This is a genomic window from Methylobacterium sp. 4-46 (assembly GCF_000019365.1).
Lineage (GTDB): Bacteria > Pseudomonadota > Alphaproteobacteria > Rhizobiales > Beijerinckiaceae > Methylobacterium.
In genome coordinates this window covers 834,712-854,858 of the sequence record NC_010511.1, presented here as the reverse complement: position 1 = coordinate 854,858, position 20,147 = coordinate 834,712, and the positions used below count along the sequence as shown (strand labels likewise).

Genomic DNA, 20,147 nt, shown 5'->3' with positions numbered 1-20,147 from the left:
TCGTCGCCCGGGGGCTTGGCGGGCGGCGTCAGGCGGCCCGGCGCGGGGCCGCGAGGCTGGAGACGGTGCGCTCGTCGAGGCGCCCGGGCGCGAGGGACAGGCCGACCATGCCCCGCTCGCTCCAGACCACGTGCCCCGCCCGGGAGGTGCCGTCGCCGAGGTCGAGCCCCACGCGGGTCCCGGCCGGGAGCGGCGTGCCGATCGCGTCGAGGCGCACCCCGAACTCGCTGATGTCGTGCAGGGTGGTCGGGTGGCGCACCCCGTCGACGGTGACCCAGATTGCGGCGCCGGACGGGTAGCGGGCGGCGGCCCGGCGGTCGGCGATCTCCCTCACCAGCTGGTTGACCTCGCCGTCGACGTGATCCGCCTCGCGGGCGAGGTCGACGGCCATGCCGGCGAGCTGGGTCGCCAGCGCGTCGGTCTCCCGGGCGAGGCCCGGGAGGGCCGCGATCCCGGTTATCACCGCCTGGGTGCGGTCCGACACGGTCAGGACCATCTGGTTGATCTCGCCGGTGGCGGCGTTCTGCTCCTCGACCGCCGAGGCGATCGAGGTGGCGATCTGCGTGATCGCCCCGACCGTGTGGCCGATCCCGTCCACCGCCGCCAGCACCTCCGCGGAGGCGCAGCGCAGGCTGCCGACCTGCCGGTCGATCTCCTCCGTCGCCTTCGTGGTCTGGCCGGCGAGGTCCTTCACCTCCGCGGCCACCACCGCGAAGCCGCGGCCGGCCTCGCCGGCGCGCGCGGCCTCGATCGTGGCGTTGAGGGCGAGCAGGTTGGTCTGGGCGGCGATGGAGTGGATCAGCCCGGTGACGCTGCCGATCCGGTCGCTCAGGGCGGAGAGCTCGGCGGCCAGCCCGCGGGCGGCGTCGGCCCTGGCGCGGGCCTCCTGCATCGCGGCGGTGGACTGGGCGGCCTGCGCGGCGATCTCGCCGATCGAGGCCGACAGCTCGGTCACGGCGCTCGCCGCGCTCGACACGTCGGCGGCGGTGCCGTTCAGGTCCTCCACCGAGCGGGCGAGGCGCTCGCGGGTGTCGGTCGCCCGGCTCTGCACGCTGGCGGTGGCGCCCTGCATGGCGTCGGCGACCTCCTGGAAATGCGCCACGCCGCCCCCCACGGTGTCGCGGATCCGCTCGGCGACCCGCGCCATGAAGCGGCGCTCCTGCGCGACCAGTTCCTGGCGGCGCTCGTCGCTCGTCGCCTCGGCGATCTTCTCCACCGTCCGGTCCCGGAAATAGACGACCGCCCGGGCGAGGGCCGCGATCTCGTCGCGTCCCGCGGCCTCCGGCACCGCGGCGTCGAGGGACAGGTCGGCGAGCTCCCGCACGCGCCGATCGAGGCGCGCGAGGCTCGCCACCACCGATCGCGTCAGCAGGAAGGCGAGCAGGTAGGCGAGCGCCGTGACCGAGAGGGCGGTGCCGAGCGCCGCGACGAGGCTGGTGCGGAAGCCCGCGACGCGCGCGTCGAGCAGCCGGTCGAGTTCGGCCGCGGCCGCGTGCCAGAGCGGGTCGGCCGCGGCGACGACCTCGCCCGCGGCGCGCAGGAAGGGGGCGGGATCGGCCTCCGCCTGCCGGCGGGCCGCGTAGGCCTCCGCCAGTGCGGCCGATTGCGCCGCCAGCGCCTCCACGGCCCGCGCGACCGCGCCGGCGGGCGACGCCAGGGCCCGCCGGGTGGCCCCGTCCGCATTCGCCCCGTAGGCCGAGGCGAGGGAGGCCTGGAGGCCGTCCGCGCTCGCCCGCAGCTTGCCCTGCTCGATCAGGAACCGGGCCACCTCGTCCTGGCGCAGGGTCGGCGCCCCCCGATAGGCGCGGGCGAGGGCCGCGAGCGCGCCGGCCTGCTGCAGCAGGTCCGGCAGCTTCACCACGACCGCGTCCATCACGTAGAACGAGTCGAGGTCCGGATCGAGGATCAGGTTGGAGCCGTCCCCGATCTTGCCGATCAGGCCGCGCGCCGCCGCCGCCACGGCGGCGGGCTCCCGGCCGCGCGCCGCCGCGAGGGCGCGGGCCGCCTCCGCGCTGCCGGTGGCGGCGTCGTGGGCGGCCCGCGCGGCCTCGAAGGCCGCCCAGGCCTCCCCCGTCGGCCCGTCCGGCGCGACGCCGCCCCGCAAGAGGGGCCAGACCGCCTGCAGGTAGGCGGTTCCGGTCCGCTCCAGGCTCGCGAAGCTGATGTCCTTGCGCGACTGGTTCACGAACAGGGCCGCGAGGAGGGCGATCGGGATCAGGAAGAGGCTCACCGTGGCGATCAGCTTGCGCCGGATCGTGAGCAGGGCGGACATGCGGCGGATCCTCGTGACGGGGGCGGCTCGGAATCGCGCTCCGACGCGGGCGGACCTTGCCGGCATGGCGCCGGCCGGCCGCTCGGGGCACGAATATTTGATGAATACTAGGTCTGCCTGAATTGTTAAATATCACCTAATTGCGGCCTATGTCAGGTTGCTTAGGGCGGATCGATTGGATCTTGTCGGTATTTTGCAGCAATCGATTGACGTTGGGTGAAGTAGATCCGGTGATATTCCGGATCGGGCCTGATCCCGCGACGGCGTGGGCGCGGCGCGGTCCGGCCCCGGCGCGGCAGAACCCGCGGCCGGGGCGCGCGTTGGTCGGCACTGCGCGCCGGTCGGCACTGCGCGCCAGGAGGCACTGCGCGCCAGGAGGCGGCCGAGGAGGCTCCATGCCACAGCAATGGCCGGCCCGGATCTGGATCCTCCGGCACGGCGAGAGCGCCGGCAACGTCGCGCGGGCCGCGGCGCACCGGGAGGGCTCCACCCACATCGCCATCGAGGGGCGGGACGTCGACGTCCCGCTGAGCCCGGACGGCGAGCGGCAGGCCGAGGCGGTCGGGCGCTGGTTCGCCGCCATGCCGCGGGCCGAGCGGCCGAACGTCGTCCTGACCTCGCCCTACCGGCGCGCGGTGGAGACCGCCGAGCGGGTGCGGGCGGCGGGGGGGCTGGCGGAGGACGACCTCGCCCTCGTCCTCGACGAGCGGCTGCGCGAGAAGGAGTTCGGCCTCCTCGACCGCCTCACGCCGCACGGCATCCGGCAACTCCATCCCGAGCAGGCCGAGTACCGCCGGCTGCTCGGCAAGTTCTACCACCGGCCGCCCTCCGGCGAGAGCTGGTGCGACGTCATCCTGCGCCTGCGCAGCGCGCTCCACACGGTGTCGCTGTACTACGCGGGAGACCGGGTCCTGCTGGTCGGACATCAGGTGATGGTGTTGTGCATCAGGTACCTGCTGGAGAACCTGACCGAGGCGGAGATCCTGGAGATCGACGGTCAGGGCAGCGTCGCGAATTGCGCGATCACCGAATACGCCGTGGCCCCGGGCGCGGGCGGGCGGCCGGCCCTGCAGCGCTACAACTTCGTGGCCCCGGTCGCGCGGGCGGGCGCCCCGGTCACCGACGCGCCCGACGCGACGGGCGCCGTGCGATGAGCGACCCCGTCGACGTCACGCCCGAGGCGCTGCGCCGCATGGCGCTCCCGCTGCCGCACGAGGGCAGCAAGGAGGAGCGCGGCCGCGTCCTCGTGGTGGCCGGATGCGCCGAGGTCCCGGGCGCGGCCCTGCTGGCCGGGACGGCGGCCCTGCGGGCGGGCGCGGGCAAGCTGCAGATCGCGACCGTCGCCGAGGCGGCGCTGCCCCTCGGCCTCGCGGTGCCGGAGGCGCGGGTCATCGGCCTGCCCGAGGCCGGGGGCTGCATCGATCCCGCCGCCGCGGTCGCGCGGCTCTCGGCCTACGCGCCCCGCTGCGACAGCCTGCTCGTCGGGCCCGGCATGATGGAGGGGGCGCCGGTGGCGGCCCTGCGGGCGGCCCTCCTGGAGGCGGCCCCCTCGGCGGCCGTCGTCCTCGACGCGGCGGGCCTGAGCGACCTTCCCGCCCAGGCCGAGGCCGTGCGGGCGCGCGAGGGCCGGGTCGTCATCACCCCGCATGCCGGGGAGATGGCGGCGCTCCTCGGCCGCCCGCGCGAGGCGATCGAGGCCGATCCGCGGGGCGCGGCGCAATCCGCCTCCGACCTCCTGGGCGCCGTCGTGGTGATGAAGGGCGCCCGGACGCTGGTCGTCGCGCCGCGCGGGGCGGCGTGGCTCTACCGGGGCGGCGGCGTCGGGCTCGCGACCTCCGGTTCCGGCGACGTCCTGGCCGGCCTGATCGCGGGCCTGCTGGCGCGGGGCGCCGCCCCCGCGCAGGCGGCCGTCTGGGGCGTCTACCTCCACGGCGAGGCCGGCCGGGATCTCGCGGATCGCTGCGGCCCGCTCGGCTTCCTGGCGCGCGAACTCGCCGGCTTGGTTCCGGGGCTCCTCCGAAAGGCCGGGGGGCGTGCCTGACGCGGGCGGCGCGGCCCCGGGGCGCGGGGTTGCCGCGGCCTGCGCGCTCCTCGCCCTTGCCCTGATGGCCGCGCGGAGGCGCCGGGGCGCGGGCGCGGCGCGGAACCCGCCCCTCGGGCCCTTCATCGAGGTCGACGGCGTGCGCCTGCACTGGGTCGCGCGCGGCGAGGGACCGCCCCCCGTCGTGCTGCACGGCAACGGCAGCCTGGCGCAGGATGTCCTGCTCGGGGATTTCGCGGCCCGCGCCGGCCGCCGGCACCGGGTCCTGATCTTCGACCGGCCCGGCCACGGCCGCAGCACCCGCCCGCGCGGCCGGTCCTTCCCGCCCGGCGAGCAGGCCCGCCTCCTCGCCCAGGCCCTCGACGCGCTCGGCGTGCGCCGGCCCCTCCTGCTCGGCCATTCCCGGGGGGCCCGCGTGGCCGTCGCCTGGGCCCTGCAGAGGCCGCGGGAGGTGCGCGGCCTCCTGCTGGAGGGCGGCACCTTCCACCCGACCCCGCGGCTCGACGTCCGGCTGGCGGCCGGCCTTGCCGTTCCGGTCGCCCTGGTCTGCGGCGGGGACCGAATGGTCGACCCGCGGACGCAGTCGGTCGCGTGCCACCGCCGCCTCCCGGACGCCACCCTCACGCTGGTCCCGGATTGCGGCCACGTGGTGCACCACACCGCCCCCGCCGCCCTGCTCGACGCCCTGGACGCGCTCGACCGGCGCTGCGCGCCGCACCCGCTGCCCGGCGCGCCGGACCTCTGGGCGGGCCGGCGCGTTCTGCCGAGACCGCGCCGCCCGGGCCCGGGCGCGCGGCCCCCCCTCGATCCGAGAGTTCGTTCATGGCGGCCAAGACCAAGACCCTGCAGGATGCGTTCTACGAGACGCTGAAGGACGTCTATTACGCCGAGCGGCAATCCGTCCGGGCGCTGAAGAAATCCGCCAGGGCGGCGGAGAACGACGAGCTGCGGCAGGCCTTCGAGCGGCACGCCGAGGAGAGCGCCGAGCAGGTCGAGCGGCTGCAGCAGGTCTTCGAGATCCTCGGCAAGCCGGCCCGCGGCAAGACCTGCGAGGCGATGCAGGGGCTGACCTCCGAGATGGAGGAGGATCTGGAGGATTTCGGCGGCGGCCCGGCGGCGGACGCGGTCCTGGTCGGCTGCGCGCAGGCGGTCGAGCATTACGAGATCGCCCGCTACGGCACGCTCAAGACCTGGGCGGCCCAGCTCGGCTACCGGGATGCCGCCAAGCTGCTCGACGAGACCCTGCAGGAGGAGAAGAGGACCGACCAGCTCCTCACCGAGATCGCCGGGCGCATCAACCAGGAGGGCGCCGGGGACGAACCGGGCGGTCAGGACCGCGGCGGCCAGGACGGCGGCGGCCAAGGCCGCGGTGGCCAAGGCCGCGGTGGCAAGGCCGCCTGAGGCGCAGGCCCGGATCGTGCGCAGGGACCGCCCGCGGAGGAGCGCATCTCCGTCGCGGGCGGTCCCGGCCCCTCGCAGGAACCGCGCCGCCGGGCAGGCGGTGGCCGGGGCCGTCACTCCGGCGGTGATCCAGCCGAGCCCTTTGGTGACCCGGCCGCTGACCGCACGATCCGAACAGGCCCTTGCCGCGGACCTGCCCGAGCTTGGCCGAGAGGTGCACGACCGGGGCGACCCACCGCGAGGCCGAACGTGGTCCTCGCGCCGGCGTCGGTGCCGGTGGCCGAGGGATCGTCATCCGCCGCCCCGGTGATCGCCCCGATCCCGAGGATGCGGGCGAGGCCCCGTCCCGCTCCGGTCCGCGGATGCGCCTCGGCGGCCGGACATTGCGCGGCCTGACCCGTCGGTCGCTCCCGTCGCACGCGGCCGCGCCCAGCGGCCGCGTCCCCGGGGGCGGGTCGCCGCGGCCTCACGGAACCGGCCCGGCGGCCTGAGGTTCTCCCGACGCGATCGATGAGGAGGGCCCGCATGCTCGACGACACCGAAGGCCTCGGGCGAGGCCCCGCCGGCGAGGGCGGCCGCGACGAGACCATCGCCGGGCGCCTCCTCGAAGAGGCGCACGGCTACGTCGGGAAGCGCAAGGCCGACGCGGTCCGGGCCGTCTCGGACGTGGCCGCGGTGATCCGCGGCAGCGGCGCGGGCCTCGGCGAGGCCCCGCACCTGAAGGCCTTCTTCGACAGCGCGGCCGAGGGGGTGGAGGCGCTCGCGGACGGCATCGCCGCGCGCACGCCCGGCGAGATCTACGACGAGGTCGACGCCGCCATCCGCCGCCGTCCCGGGATCGCCCTCGCGGCGGCGGCCCTGGCGGGCTTCGCCCTGTTCCGCCTCGTGCGGGCGGCCGGCCCCCGGCCGATCCCGCGCTCGCGCGCCCTCGTCCCGGCCGAGCCGCTGCCGATCCCCGATCCCCGCGCGACGGAGCCCGCCCGATGAGCGATGCCACCGAGGACCTGGAGCACGAGGTCGAGGCGAGCCGGGCCCGGCTCGACCGCACCCTCGACAGCCTGCAGGCCCGCCTCAACGTCTCCCGCCTCGCCGAGGATCTGGTCGGCCCGAACGCGCCGGGCCCGGCGCTGAACGCGGGCGCCCGGCGCCTGCTCGACGGGGCGCGGGAGAACCTCCTCCCGACGCTCCTGGTCGGGGCCGGCCTGGGCTTCCTCCTCTACGACGCCCTGCGGCAGGAGGCGGAGCGCCGCCGCCTGCGCGTCGTTCCCGGCGCCCCCCGGACCTACGCGCGCTACGCGGACGGGCTCGAGCGCCGCGCGGCCGACGAGGACGAGGTCATCGCCCGGATCATCGCCACGATGCGGGAGGAGGGGCGCATCACCCGCGAGCGCTACGGCAGGGCGGTGCGCACCTCCCACGCCAAGAGCCACGGCCTCGCCGAGGGCACGCTGCACGTCCTCGACGGGCTGCCCCCCGAACTGCGCCAGGGCCTCTTCGCCGAGCCGCGCACCTACCCGGTGATCGCGCGCTTCTCGCACGTCCCGGGCGAGTACCTCGACGACCGCAAGGTCTCCGCGCCGCGCGGCCTCTCCCTCAAGATCTTCGGCGTCGAGGGCGAGCGCCTGCCCGGTCACGAGGGGGAGACGACGCAGGACTTCATCCTGGACACCGGCACGACCTTCCCGGCCGCCGACGCCAAGGCCTTCCTCGCCACGATCGGCGCGCTGCGCCGGGCGACGCCCGCGCCCGTGGCGGTCAAGCAGGCCGTCTCGGCGGGCGCGCGCGCGGCGAACGCGGTGCTGAACGCGGTCGGCCTCGGCAGCGCCACCCTCGATTTCTTCGGCCATCCGCCCTACCACCCGCTCGCCGAGGCCTATTACAGCCAGACGCCGCTGCGCTACGGCGCCTACGTCGCCAAGCTGGCGGTGCGGCCGGCGACGGAGGGGCTGCGCGCCCTGATCGGCAGGACCATCGACCTGAGCGGCGACGAGAACGCGCTGCGCCACGCGGTGACCGACTACCTCACCACCCACCCGGTCGCGTACGAGGTCGCGGTCCAGCTCTGCACCGATCCCGCGCGGATGCCGATCGAGGATGCCAGCCGGGAATGGCCGGAGGCCGAGAGCCCCTACCGCCCCGTCGCCCGGCTGGTCCTGCCGGCCCAGGACAGCCAGGGCCGGATCGGCAAGGAGGAGGACCTGGCCTTCTGCCCCAGCCACACGCTGGCGGCGCACCGGCCGCTCGGCTCGATCAACCGCGCGCGGCTGCGGGCCTACGAGGCGATGGGGACGCTGCGGCGGCAGGAGAACGGCCGCTCGACCGCCGAGCCCCGCACCGTCGCCGAGATCTGATGCGGGGAGCGCCGTCGGGGCGGCCGAGGCGGCCGGCATACCCGTCCTGATCGCCCGGGCGGCCGCGCTGGCGGGGGCGCGCAACACGGTCCAGAGCCGCGCCGCCGCCGCCCTCAACAAGGGGCTCGGCCAGTTCGTCCTCGCGGCCCCGGTGGTCACGCTCGTCAACGCGGCCGTCTCCCTCGCCGCGGCGTTCTTCCTCGGGCTCTTCGCCGAGGGGATCGACGCGGCGGGCGGCGAGCGGCGGGGCAATGTCCCGCGGGGCTTCACCCACTGGCGGTCATCAACCACGCCGTGTGCCTCGCCGGCCTGATCCGCGACGCCGCGCGGGGCGGTCCCGACCCGCTCGATGCCCCAGGTGCCGCGGGCCCGCCGGGCCGCCGGACGGTCGGGCGGAGCGTCGACGCTCGCGCGGCCCCGCCAACGGGCGAGCAGGGAGACCGCGCCCGGGAGGAATAAGGGCAAGATGAAGCTTCGAAACACGAGCTCAATCATCTTGCTTCTTGCGGAACTCGAACGAGATCCGGGCCGATCGAGCGCCAAATAGCGAATATATTCTCGGTACGCACGGCTGGTGGTGCAGACGAACGGGCGAATCGTCCGTGCCGGTCCGAGCATTCGCCGCATGAGCTCTCATGCAGCGCTGAATCGAAAAATCCGTCTCCAGCCGTTGCAACGCAGATTCAAATGCGTTTAAATATCGTCGGCAGGGCGGAGTCGTCATGATCGACAAAGGCCGCGAATCCGCCGAGCGTCAGCTTTCCCATATATGTCGATGAGGCATGTCGTTTGGTATGCCAGGCACGACCGATGATGATTGTGCCGTTCTCATCTGAGGTTCGGTGCTTGAGCCGGCCGTCAGTGTGATGGCCCGCCTCAGGAGGCAATTTCCGTCATGGGCTGGGGTGGTCGAGATGCCTCGTGTCGACGGCTTTCCTCGGATCCGCGCGCTCCCCAACCTTGCGCATCCGTGGTCCGCGGCGGCCGTTGGGCGTATCTTGAGCGCCAATGCCGAAGGATGTCGGTTGAATACTGTCAGGTGAAGTCCCGATCTCAGCGTTCGTGCGGAAGTTCGTGTTTGTCTGCGATGGTTGCAGGTCGGTCGGGGTCCGCAAGGCGGCCGGCCGCCAAGGTCTCGCAGATCATGTTCGGGCGTTCTTGGCATCTTCGCTTCGCGGTGGCCGGCGCCGGCGCTGGGCCGCGACAATCGAGTCGGTGAAGCAACTTAGGCGTGAAACCAGCCCGGCCGGCCGCGTCACGACGATGCCTGCCAAGGGCCTCGGAGGCTTTCGGTTCATTCAACCGGGAGGGAAGCGCGATGACGGATGCGGGCGAGGCGGATCTCGGGGCCGCCGATGCGGGATTCGCGACCACGGCGGCGCATAGCGAGCGCGACGTCGCCCAGGGCGTCACGCGCTGGTTGATCGCCAATTTCCGATCCGAACTCGCGGACGCGACGCGATCGACGCCGTTCACGGTGCCGCTGCTGTGCGCCATCGCCTGCCGCGAGGCCGGCATGTACTGGCTCCCGCTGACGCCGCACAGGGGGGGCGCGGAGATCCTCGGTCTGTGCGTGTACGACGCCAGCGGCGACGTGGCCGGCGCGCCCCGAACCGCGTTCCCGATCAATACCGCTCAGTTCAGACTCACGTATGGGGATGCATTCACGCAGCTCCTGATCGCCGAAACGAACAAGGCGAGGGCCGCGCGCGGCCTCAGCCCGGCCTCGATGATTTACAAAGGTTACGGTATATTTCAGTACGATCTGCAGCATGTCCGCACGGACGAAGCGTTCTTTCGTCAGAAGAAATGGTATGTCTTCGAAGAGTGTGTGAGCAGAGTCGTATCTGAGCTTACAAGCAAGTATGAAGCGACCGGGAACATTCAGGAAGCTGTCCGCGCTTACAACGGATCTGGCCAGAAAGCCCGTCAATACGCTCAGGATGTGATGAGATTGCTGCCATATTGTGAGGAGGCGGCGGGTTCTCCACAGATTGCATCGCTCGCCTCTGCATCGCTCTCCTCTGCGGCGCGCGATGGCGGGGCGGTCCTCGGCGCGATGGATCCGCAGGACGCCTCGGACGACGACCCGGGCGCCCCCGCTCCGACCGACGTCACCGAGGTCGCGGACGAGGACACCGCCCGCCTCCTCGCCAATCTCGGATACTCGGTCGATGCGGAGAGTGCCGCGCCGGCGGAACCGGGCGTCGCGGCCGTCGGCGACACGGCCTTCGACCTCGCGCGGGCGCGGGCCTTCCTCGACGCGTGCCGGACCGCGAGGCCGCGCGTCACCTACGGCCTCGGGCAGAAGGTGCCGTTCCTCGATGCCGTCCCGGGACGCGACTTCACGCAGGTCGATTGCAGCGGTTTCGTCCGACAGGTCGTCCGGCTCGCCACGACCCCGTCGCTGCGTTTCCCCGACGGCTCGGTCAATCAGCACCAATGGGCGCGCGCGAGGGGTTTGGAGACCTCGTCCGTGGCGGAGGGCAGGGCCACGGACGACGTGGTCCGGATCGCGTTCCTGCGGCCGCAGGACGCCGGTCGCAAGAGGATCGGGCACGTCGTCCTGATCGCCAACGGCGAGACGCTCGAATCCCACGGCGGCGTGGGTCCGGATTCGCGGCCCTGGACGGGGACCGGCTGGCAGGCGAAGGCCTTCGTCTACGTCCTGGCTCGCGACGCTCGGATCCGCGCGGCGGCTTCGGCGGAGCGGCTCGCGGCGGCGCGGACCGAGTCCGTGGCCAAGCCCAGCATCGTTCGGACCCTCGAGAGCGCGACGATGCGCCGGACCACGGCCAGCATCTTCACCACGCAGGCTCTGCCGCAGCACCACGACGACATCCTCGTCGTGACCATGCGGCCCGGACCGGCGGAGGCTCCCGCGGCGGCGGGGATGGCGATGGGGATGGGGATGGCGCCGGCGCCGGAGACGCCCGGCCTGGGTGCGCTGTCGTATTTCGCCCGCGCGGGACGCATCAAGCGGGTCGTTCCGCTGCGCGCGAGCGAGGAGGCGGTGACGGCGCCGTCCCCGATGGCCGCGGCCGCCGCGATGATGGGGTTCCACCGTCCCGCCGGAGCACCCGACGTCGGCGCCCCGGTCCGCTTCATCGAGATGATGGACGGTCAGGACGCGAAGCAGCTGCACGGCGCTCTGGCGAGCGACCCGAGCGTTCTCTCGGTGTCGCAGGTTCCGGTCCGCTACCTCGCCGCGCGGCGCGCGGGGCGCACGGCCGCCGGCGGCGGTCTCGGGATCGCCGCGGCGCCGCCCGCGGCATCGCTGCTCTGGAACCTCGCCAAGATCCGCTGGCAGGAGGCGCGTGCGGCTGCCGGCTTCCAGGAGGCAACCCGGGTGAGGGTCGCGGTGCTGGACACCGGCGTCGATGCCAAGCACCCGAGCCTGCGGGTGTCCAATTATTACTGGCAGAACGCTGATCTGACGCGGCCCGTCTCGGAGCTCGATCTGATCGGGCACGGGACGCATGTCTCGGGAACGATCGCTGCGCTGATCGCCAGCGGCGTCTCGGTTCAAGGGGTGTGTGCCTGCCAACTTGATGTCTGGAAGATCTTCGATGATGAGCCGACCTACGCGCCCGGCCAAGGAGCTTTCGTCTATTACGTGAATCCGATCCTGTACCGTCGTGCCTTGGCCGCGTGCGTGGACGACCCGCCCCACGTCGTGAACCTGAGCATCGGCGGGCCGGCCGTTCCCGATCCGACCGAGCGGACCCTGTTCGAACAGCTGCTCGCGTCCGGCGTGACGATCTGCGCGGCGATGGGCAATGATCGCCAGTATGGCAGCCCGACCTCGTACCCGGCCGCGATACCGGGGGTCGTCGCGGTCGGCGCGACGGGGCTGGACGACAGGGTGACGCTCTTCTCGAACAGCGGAAACCACATCGCGGTCGCGGCGCCCGGGAAGGCCATCTGGTCGACGCTCCCCCGGTATGACGGCCAGACCGCCTTCGGCATCGCGTACGGCCCGGACGGGCGGCCGCAGCCGGGAGCCAGGGTCCGCCGCGAGTGCAACTACGACGCCTGGGATGGAACTTCCATGGCAACACCCCATGTGACGGGGAGCGCGGCGCTCCTGATCGCCAAGAGCATCGCTGCCGGTGGCGAACTCAAGCCCGATCAGGTGAGAGCCGCCCTGATGACGTCGGCCGACAAGGTGCAGGCGATGAATGGAGCGGATTTCAGCGCCGACTACGGTGCGGGGCGGATCAACCTGCTCAAATTGTTGCAATGAAGGTGCCGACGATGAGCAGTGTCATGTTCACTTTTGGCGAGCACACACCGGAGCATCTGCAGGACACTCTCGGCGACCGCATCAAGCAAATTCCGGGCGTTCGCAGTGTCGGCAGGATTAGCCCTGGTGCGAAAAAGCCTGAATTGCGGCGTCTATGGTATGCCGAAGTGTTGAATTCGGATGCGGCTTCGGCCTTGGTCGCTCAATTGAGGGAGCAGGACGGGATCGTGTCGGCCGAACTGCCGGCGGAGCGCGGTCTCATCTAGACCAGCGCACGATCGCGTTGCGATCGGGCGCTGGTCTCGGTTTGTGATTGTGCCGCATTGCCTTCGACGGACCGGCATCCCCTTCGTCGGACAAGGCTCTGGAGGCTTGGCCGGGAAAGACCGGCCGCGGCGCGAGCCGTCGCCTCGCTGAGCGTGTCCCGGCATCGGCCGGCCCGCGCGCCGTTCCGGGCGGGGCGGAGCCCGTCCCCGAATTCTCGTCCCGGACCGGTGCGGTCGGGGTGCCGTCCCGGGGATCGACCGCGAGGACGGCCGGGAGTCGGGAGGGCTCGCCGTCGGGCCGCGGCCGGATGGCGTGAGGAAGGTGCGGGCGGTCTCCTCCTCGACGCTGCGGGATCCGCGGCGCGCCGGGCCCGGTGATGTGGGAGACGGCCATCGGCCCGCCGGGCCGTCCGGATCCTCCAAGTGCCGGCGGCGATCCGCCGGCGCGGATCCGTCCTCCTCGAAAAGAGAATGACGTTGGGTCAAGAGCTTGCGCCGCGCGCGGAGCCCCTCGGCGGCGGTGCCGGGCCCGCGCGGGCGTCGCGAAAATCCAAGTCATTCGCCGCGCGGTCCATCGTCAGGCGGCCGCGACGCGCGCATGCTCCCGGGTCGGGCCGCTCGCCTCGACGCGGGCGGTCCCGGGAGTGAAACCACCGCAGGAGGCGCCCGTGCCCGGCCAGGTCATGCGCGGCCATGTCGTGCCCCGGCCATGTCGTGGCCGGCCATGTCTGCGCGACCATGCCACGCGCGGCCGACCCGTCCGCAGCCGGACCGTCCCCAGCCGGGTCTCGGCCGTCGGAGGCGCCGCGGCGGCCCTCGTCGCGACCGGCGTCGGGTCGGCCGGCGACGGCGGCGTCCTGCGCCCCGCCGGGATCCCCCCGCGCCGCGCCCCCGGATGACCGAGTTTCCGCGCCTGCGCGGCCGGCTCCGCAGCCCCGCGCCGCACCCCTCGCAGCGAATGCGAGCCCCCCGACAGAAAGAAGGATACCAGCGCGATGAATCACGGTGCCGTGAACGTCCAGAGCTTCCTGAACGAGCACCCGTTCTCCCCGTTCCAGTGGATCATCTTCGCGCTCTGCTTCCTGATCGTGCTGCTGGACGGGTTCGACACGGCCGCGATCGGCTACATCGCGCCGTCCCTGATCTCCGAATGGGGGGTGACGCGGCCCGCGCTCGCCCCGGTCCTGAGCGCGGCCCTGTTCGGGCTGGCGGCCGGCGCGCTCGCGGCCGGGCCGCTCGCCGACCGGCTCGGGCGCAGGCTGGTCCTGATCGGCGCGGTCCTGGTCTTCGGCGCCGCCTGCCTGTGCTCCGCCTTCGCGGGCGACCTCGACCACCTGGTGATCTGGCGCTTCGTCACGGGCCTGGGCCTGGGCGCCGCCATGCCCAACGCCGTGACGCTGATGAGCGAGTACTGCCCGGACGCCCGGCGGGCGACCCTGACCAACATGATGTTCTGCGGCTTCCCCCTCGGCGCCGCCTTCGGGGGCTTCCTCGCCGCCTGGATGATCCCGCAATTCGGCTGGCGCAGCGTCCTGGTGCTCGGGGGCGTCGTCCCGCTCCTCCTCACCGTGCTGATGATCGCGCTGCTGCCGGAATCCGTGCGCTACATGGTCGCCAGGGGACAGCCGAGCGAGCGCGTCCGCGCCGTGCTGGGCCGCATCTCCCGCGCGGCCGCCGAGGCGCGCGCCTTCACCATGACCGAGGCGGCGCCCGTTGCCGGCGAGGCCCGGAGCGGCGTCGGCCTCGTGCTCTCGGGCGCCTACGTGGTCGGCTCGGCGATGCTGTGGCTGGCCTACTTCATGGGGCTGGTGATCTTCTACGCGCTGATCAACTGGATGCCGATCCTGTTCAAGGATGCCGGCATGGACGCCAGGACCGCCGCGCTCATCGCCGCCCTGTTCCCCCTCGGCGGGGTGGGCGCGATCTTCCTCGGCTGGCTGATGGATCGCGCCAACGGGAACCTCGTCATCGCGGCCGGCTACGCGCTGACCGCCCTCGCGATCTGGGCGATCGGCCTGGTCTCCGGCGTGCTGGGCCTCCTGGTCCTGTTCGTGTTCGTCGGCGGCACCCTGATGAACACCGCCCAATCGTCGATGCCGGCCCTGGCCGCCGCCTTCTATCCCACCCAGGGGCGCGCCACGGGGGTGGGCTGGATGCTGGGCCTGGGGCGCTTCGGCGGCATCGCCGGCTCCTTCCTGGTCGCCGAGCTCTCGCGCCGGCAGCTGAGCTTCGGGGCCATCTTCGCGATCGTGGCCGTCCCGGGCCTGATCGCGGCCGCCGCCCTGGTGATCAAGCAGCTCGCCCATCCGGAGGATCGGGCGGCCCGCGCCGCCGCCGGAGGCGAGGCGCTGGGGCATTGAGCGGCCCGGCGCGCGCCTCGCCCCGCTGCCGGGCCAAGCACTACCTGCGGGATTGACGGTAGTCCCGCTCGCGCGATGGCTAAACTCGGAGTTGTCGGGGGAAGAGCGATCCTATAGAACCGGAAAGTCATCGTCAGATGGCACCAAACGGAGCCCTGACTGCCGGCCTGGATATCTATCTGGGCCGGCATTTCTTTGCGCGCAACAGACTCGCGGGTGCGCAGGACGCTCGAATGGGCGGCGGCTCCGGGGTGCCGCGCCGGTTTCCGGCCGGGGCGGGACCGATCGACTTGACGGCCCGCCCCGCGCCGTGATCTCCAGCCGGTTCGACCGTCCGCGGAGGATCGCGAGCCCGTGCGCGCCCGCAAGTTCGTCCTGCAAGCGCTCGACCCGGCGACGGGATCGCCCCGCGTCGAGGCCCTGCTCAGGATCCGGGATCTGGAGGCGCTGCGCGCCGCCCTCGGTCTCGCGGACGGAGAGGATCCCGATCTGCGGGCCGTCCACGAGGTCGCGCCCGACGCGCTGGACAGGCTCGGCGCGCTGTCCGACCCGCCCTTCGCGCCGGACCCGGTCTTCACCCAGCTCGATCCCTGGCACGGGCTGCGCGAGGTGCCCTACCTGGTCCACACCGGCTTCGAATTGCCGCTGATGCTGGAGGGCCGCAAGCCGCTCGCGGTCTTCTCCGACCTGTACCCGGTCGACTGGCTCGACGAGCTGCTGGCCCGGTTCGATCCGGCCGTGTCCGAGGGACGGATCGTGCGCAGGCTCGTCGACCGGCCCGCCTCCGGTCCGCGGAGCGCCGGCGAGCCGTGCGGCCTCCGCATCCGCGAGGCGTACTTCGCGCTGCCGGGAGAGGAGTGGCGCATCGACGCCGCCATCCGCCTGCGCAGGGAGGTGTCGTCGGGCTGGACCGAGGCCATGGAGCGGCGCGAGGGCGCGCTCCTCGGCTACGAGGATTGGCAGAACGACTGGTGGATCGCGCACCGGTTCCGGCGCCTGTCCGGCACGGCGCCGGCCGATCCGTGCCGGGGAGCCCTCGGGCCCGCGGACCAGGGCGCCCGTCCCGTCGCGGCGCGGCGGGATGCGGCCGGTCCAGGGCTCGCGGGCGCACCGTCGCCGGAGGGTGGCCGTCAAGAAAAAGGGCCGCCCGAGGGGCGGCCCGAAGTGTAGGGAGGAAACGCCCATCAAGGGCTGCACGACCGCGGCAGCGCCGCGATCTCGCACCCGCGTTCTACGCTGCGTCGCAACAAAGGGAAAGTACGAAGTTTCGACAAGGCGCATGCGTTGGATGTGGAAACGCACGTAAGGCGTGTAATTTCCCTGAATGGACTGCGGATCGGCGGGCAGGAACGGTGTCGCCGGCTCTGCTCCATCTGCGTCAGGGGCGCTCCCCGCCCGCCGGCGCGGGCCGCCGCGCCGGCGGGCGCGGCCGGGTCCCGCCCGCCGCTCGGCCATGCGGGAGGCGTGGACCTCCCCTGCTATTTTCAAGATTGATAGTAACGGTGAGATCCATTAGCGAGCTAAGGATCAATCGCGGCGCGGCGCCGACCCCGCCCGGCCTCGCGGTGACTCCCGCGCTCCGCCCGGTTCGGGCCCGATCCTCGCCGCCGCGGTCGGCTGCCTGCCCCCTTCACCACACACAGAGTCGAGATGAGAGCGTTTCGTCGTTACTGGGCACGCCGGAGATGGACATCGGCGCGCCGGCAGCATCCGGATCTCGCGCCTGACCGGACGGAGGTCCTGCTCGGCGTCATCGCCGCCTTCGTGTCCCTGAGCCTCGGGTCGAGCGGGATCCTGCTCGTCGTCGTGAAGTAGCCGGCGGGCCGCGGGGCGGGCGTGGGGCCGCGCCGGAGGCAGCGCGGGAGCAAGGACCGCCGCGGCGCGTTGCCCAGGACCAAGCCCGCGGGAGCCGGGCCCGGAGGAGCGCATGGCGAACCGCACCTACACCGTTCGCAGGGAGAGTGACGGCTGGGGCGTCTACGCTCTCCAGACCGGGGAGCCCGTCCGGGTGAACGGGCGCGCGCAGACGGGCTTGCCCCTCGAGACGGCGACCGAACTCGCGGAATCGCTGCGGCTGCTCGCGGCCGTCGGGCGCGAGAGTGCCGAGCGCCCGGCCGTGGAGCGCCGGCCGCTCCAGTGATCGCCGGGCGAGGGGCCGTCCCGGCGAGCGGGCGCTCTCGCGCGGAGTCAGAACAAACGCGGCGCATCGACGTTGCCCCGGTTCGAGCCGGTCCGTGGAGGACGGGCAGGAGACGGGAGATCACGGATGAGGAAGATCGCAGCCGCCACCGCCGCGCTGATCGTGCTGGCCGGGCCCGTGCTGGCCCAGGGCCGTCCGGCGGGGAGTTCGTCCGGAGCGGCGAGCAACGCCGAGGAGAACAGCAAGCCCACCTCGAACACGGCCGGCGGCGGCGGGAGCGGATCCGCCGGGGGCGGCAAGTAGCGCCGGAAGGCGCGTGACACCCCTCGCCGGCCGCGCGCCGGCGAGGCAGGACCGCCGCGCCCAGGGCGCGGCGGCCGGACCGCGGCCCCGCAGGAGCAGTCCGTCGCGACGCGGCCGCGGCGCTCGCACGGAGGGAGGGCGATGGTGGGCGCGCACCACACGCGCGGGAGCCGGGCGGTCATCCTCATTCTCGGCTTCGTGGTCGGGCTGTTCACCCTGGCCGGCATCCTGCTCGTTCTCGTGAAGTGATCCGGGATCCGCTTGATCGAAGCGGATCACGCGCCTGCGCGGCGCCTGAGCGAAGCCGACATTCGCATGGCCGACATCGGAGATGGCGAAGCCATCAACCGGATGGCGTATGCCAAGCCCGCGCGGCGCCTGAGCGAAGCCGACATCCGCATGGCCGACATCGGAGATGGCGAAGCCATCAACCGGATGTCGGATGAGGCCCGCCGCGCGGCGGGTCCGGCCGCGCGGCGCGTGGTCCGGCGGCGCGGCCGCACACGCGATCGGCGTCCTCACCTTTGGCGGTCAAGCCCAGATACTGCGAGTCTTGCTAAGATGTTCTCCATCAAATGAATGATGCGACGGCCCTGGATTTGTGCTTGTGATCAGGGCAAGCGCTGCCAATCGGCAATATGCTTGAAAATTGAACTTTGACTTGATAAGTTTTGGCGGCACAGTAGTTCGGCAAGGCTGAAGTCGCGGCATGAGCGACAGCTTTGTCATTCACCTGCCATGCTGGGGAGTCGCGCATGCGCAAGATTGGCTTGTTTGTTGCGGCTTTTGCACTCGCCACAGTCGCCTTCTGGGCGACAATGCTGACCGACCCGCCGAGAACACAGGCGAAGATGCCTGCCGGCATCGACACCACCGAGATCACGCTGAGAACGCCGCTGCCGCCCGGAGCCGGCTACGATACGTTCTGACGAACGGCGGTCCCGAACGCGGACACCCTGTCCCGGAGGCGCGGCACGCGCTGAAGGCTCGCGGGGCAGGGGGTTGCGCGGAGAGGCTCGTGGGGAGAGGCTCGTGGGGAGAGGCTCGTGGGGAGAGGCTCGTGGGGAGAGGCTCGTGAAGGGAGGCTCGCCGGGCGCCCGTTCTGCCGGTCCTTCGATTTCGGCCTCCTCCCGTATGATGCGTGCGCCGATCGTGGTATGTCCTGCCCCCGTCGGACCCGTATGGCAGGCAGGATTGTGATGGGCGCCGATGACGACAAGGTGGGGCGGCCCGATCCCCTCGACCTGATGGGCTTGGCCAGCGATCTGGTGTCGGCCTATTCTCGCCTTACGGCGGAGATCGTGTCGACCTGTCTTGAGCGGAGCTTGTCGATGGCCGGTTTTCCGGCAGCCGCTCAACCGGACGCGCCGCCGCAGCCCGAAAGGCCGGTGCCGCCCGTGCCGATCGAGAGCACCGTCACGCCGGAGCACATCGTCAGCCTGGAGAACGGGAAGCCCTACAGGTCCCTGAAGCGCCACCTCGCCGCGCGCGGGCTCACGCCGGAGCAGTACCGAGCGAAATGGGGCCTGCCGCCCGACTATCCGATGACGGCGGCCGCCGCGTCGGGCGGGCGCCCCGCCGCCGGACCGGACCCTGCGGTGCCGGTCGGGCCGAGGGCGAGGCGGCCGAAGGGACGCGCGGGATCGGCGGGTCGGCCCGGCCGCGGGAGGGGCGGATCCCCGGCGGCGCCCCGCGGCGAGACCTGATCCCGCGCGCCGGCCCTCACGTCACGCGCACCACGCCCGTCGCCTTGCCGGACTTGTCGTGCCCGACGATGTACCAGTTGCCGTTCATCTCGTAGTAGGTCGCCAGCCCCCCGACGACGCCGTCGAGGCTGTCGAGGTCGAGCGCGGCCTCGGCCCGCGGCCGCGGGGAAGCGTCGTCGTCCGTCGTCTCGGTCCTGAGCAGGGGATGTGTCATCGTCGCGTCTCCGATCCGTCGCCTCGTCCGAGGCAGGATCAGGATGGTGCCCGCCCGCCCGGCCGACCGTGATCCGGATCACACTCCCCCCGGCGCCGGGTCCGGTCGTGCTATGCTGGACCGCGCCGCGCCGGCCGAGGAGGAGCGACCCGATGTCGGAGGCCCACCCGCTCTCACGGCTCCTGCGGGCGAATCCCTTCTTCTCCGGCCTCGGGGAGGACGTCCTTCAGGCGGTCGCGCGCCTGTGCGTGACCCGCAGCCTCGGGGCGCAGGAGGTGCTGTTCCAGAAGAACGATCCGGCCGACGCCCTCTACGCGGTGCGCCGGGGCGAGATCCGGATCGGCACGGGGACGCAGGAGGGCCGCCAGCTCACCCTCAACCTGCTCGGGCCCGGCGACGTCTTCGGCGAGGTCGCGCTCCTCGACGGCCATCCCCGCACCGCCGACGCGGTGGCGACCGAGCCCACGGACCTGTTCGTGATCCGGCGCCGGGACCTGCTCGACCTCCTGGCGCAGCAGCCGCGGATCGCCGTCGCGCTGATCGAACTCCTGTGCCGGCGCGTGCGCTGGATGAGCGAGCGGATGGAGGAGACGACCTTCCTGCCCGTCCCGGCGCGGCTCGCCCGCCGGCTCACGGCCCTGGCGGAGGATTACGGGGACGACATCGCCGTGTCGCAGGAGGAGCTCGCGGAATTCGCCAATACGACCCGCGAGACCGTGAACCGCCAGCTGCAGGCGTGGCGCCACGAGGCGCTGGTGGAGCTCGGGCGGCGGCGGATCCGCCTGCGCGACCGCGCCGCCCTGGCGATGATCGCCGGCCACGACCGGGCGAAGGGGTGACGGCGGGC

At 72.8% G+C, this 20,147-nt stretch carries 19 protein-coding genes; 17 read left to right on the top strand and 2 right to left on the bottom strand.

Annotation, left to right across the window (positions count from 1 at the left end; genetic code table 11):
• Positions 1–28 precede the first annotated feature (28 nt).
• A complete protein-coding gene (locus M446_RS03630) occupies positions 29–2,272 on the bottom strand; it encodes a methyl-accepting chemotaxis protein (RefSeq protein ID WP_012330719.1) in 2,244 nt (747 codons plus the stop codon).
• Between the two features lie 395 nt (positions 2,273–2,667).
• On the opposite strand from M446_RS03630, the gene M446_RS03625 reads away from it, so the two are divergent.
• The 16 genes from M446_RS03625 (at position 2,668) to M446_RS03565 (ending at position 19,086) form a co-directional block, all read left to right on the top strand.
• Positions 2,668–3,426, top strand: a complete 759-nt coding sequence (locus tag M446_RS03625; protein WP_012330718.1) for a histidine phosphatase family protein — start codon at positions 2,668–2,670, stop codon at positions 3,424–3,426.
• Positions 3,423–4,313 (top strand): NAD(P)H-hydrate dehydratase, encoded by an 891-nt coding sequence (locus M446_RS03620; RefSeq protein WP_012330717.1) that lies wholly within the window; start codon positions 3,423–3,425, stop codon positions 4,311–4,313. Before M446_RS03625 ends, M446_RS03620 begins: the two co-directional genes overlap by 4 nt.
• Positions 4,306–5,184, top strand: coding sequence for an alpha/beta fold hydrolase (locus M446_RS34115; RefSeq protein WP_012330716.1), 879 nt, complete (start codon positions 4,306–4,308; stop codon positions 5,182–5,184). Before M446_RS03620 ends, M446_RS34115 begins: the two co-directional genes overlap by 8 nt.
• Positions 5,136–5,714, top strand: coding sequence for a ferritin-like domain-containing protein (locus tag M446_RS03610; RefSeq protein WP_012330715.1), 579 nt, complete (start codon positions 5,136–5,138; stop codon positions 5,712–5,714). Before M446_RS34115 ends, M446_RS03610 begins: the two co-directional genes overlap by 49 nt.
• Before the next feature lie 525 nt (positions 5,715–6,239).
• Positions 6,240–6,701, top strand: a complete 462-nt coding sequence (locus tag M446_RS03605) for a hypothetical protein (RefSeq protein ID WP_012330714.1) — start codon at positions 6,240–6,242, stop codon at positions 6,699–6,701.
• Positions 6,698–8,065 carry a DUF3618 domain-containing protein gene (locus tag M446_RS03600; RefSeq protein WP_012330713.1) on the top strand — a complete coding sequence of 456 codons (1,368 nt, stop codon included), beginning with the start codon at positions 6,698–6,700 and terminating at the stop codon, positions 8,063–8,065. The genes M446_RS03605 and M446_RS03600 overlap by 4 nt, the downstream gene beginning before the upstream one ends.
• Before the next feature lie 151 nt (positions 8,066–8,216).
• Positions 8,217–8,378: a hypothetical protein gene (locus tag M446_RS37935; protein WP_168169128.1), complete on the top strand. Its 162-nt coding sequence runs from the start codon at positions 8,217–8,219 to the stop codon at positions 8,376–8,378.
• Positions 8,379–9,383: 1,005 nt separating this feature from the next.
• Entirely contained in the window at positions 9,384–12,311 is a 2,928-nt protein-coding gene (locus M446_RS38700) for a S8 family serine peptidase (protein ID WP_012330712.1), read from the top strand.
• Positions 12,312–12,322: 11 nt separating this feature from the next.
• On the top strand, positions 12,323–12,577 hold the full coding sequence (locus M446_RS03585; protein WP_236728804.1) for a hypothetical protein: 255 nt from the start codon (positions 12,323–12,325) through the stop codon (positions 12,575–12,577).
• Between the two features lie 995 nt (positions 12,578–13,572).
• Positions 13,573–14,937 (top strand): MFS transporter, encoded by a 1,365-nt coding sequence (locus M446_RS03580; protein WP_012330709.1) that lies wholly within the window; start codon positions 13,573–13,575, stop codon positions 14,935–14,937.
• Between the two features lie 354 nt (positions 14,938–15,291).
• Positions 15,292–16,107 carry a hypothetical protein gene (locus M446_RS03575; protein WP_012330708.1) on the top strand — a complete coding sequence of 272 codons (816 nt, stop codon included), beginning with the start codon at positions 15,292–15,294 and terminating at the stop codon, positions 16,105–16,107.
• 757 nt (positions 16,108–16,864) lie between these two features.
• Positions 16,865–17,077 (top strand): hypothetical protein, encoded by a 213-nt coding sequence (locus M446_RS03570; RefSeq protein ID WP_012330706.1) that lies wholly within the window; start codon positions 16,865–16,867, stop codon positions 17,075–17,077.
• 126 nt (positions 17,078–17,203) lie between these two features.
• On the top strand, positions 17,204–17,380 hold the full coding sequence (locus M446_RS37930; protein ID WP_012330705.1) for a hypothetical protein: 177 nt from the start codon (positions 17,204–17,206) through the stop codon (positions 17,378–17,380).
• Between the two features lie 261 nt (positions 17,381–17,641).
• Entirely contained in the window at positions 17,642–17,959 is a 318-nt protein-coding gene (locus M446_RS36705; protein WP_012330703.1) for a hypothetical protein, read from the top strand.
• A gap of 176 nt (positions 17,960–18,135) precedes the next feature.
• Positions 18,136–18,309: a hypothetical protein gene (locus M446_RS37925; RefSeq protein WP_012330702.1), complete on the top strand. Its 174-nt coding sequence runs from the start codon at positions 18,136–18,138 to the stop codon at positions 18,307–18,309.
• A 270-nt stretch (positions 18,310–18,579) separates the two neighbouring features.
• Positions 18,580–19,086: a MucR family transcriptional regulator gene (locus M446_RS03565; RefSeq protein ID WP_012330701.1), complete on the top strand. Its 507-nt coding sequence runs from the start codon at positions 18,580–18,582 to the stop codon at positions 19,084–19,086.
• Positions 19,087–19,102: 16 nt separating this feature from the next.
• Here M446_RS03565 and M446_RS03560 read toward each other — a convergent pair whose 3' ends face one another.
• Positions 19,103–19,300 (bottom strand): hypothetical protein, encoded by a 198-nt coding sequence (locus tag M446_RS03560; RefSeq protein ID WP_012330700.1) that lies wholly within the window; start codon positions 19,298–19,300, stop codon positions 19,103–19,105.
• Between the two features lie 152 nt (positions 19,301–19,452).
• Between M446_RS03560 and M446_RS03555 the strand changes: the two genes are divergently transcribed.
• Positions 19,453–20,139: a Crp/Fnr family transcriptional regulator gene (locus M446_RS03555; protein ID WP_012330699.1), complete on the top strand. Its 687-nt coding sequence runs from the start codon at positions 19,453–19,455 to the stop codon at positions 20,137–20,139.
• Positions 20,140–20,147 lie beyond the last annotated feature (8 nt).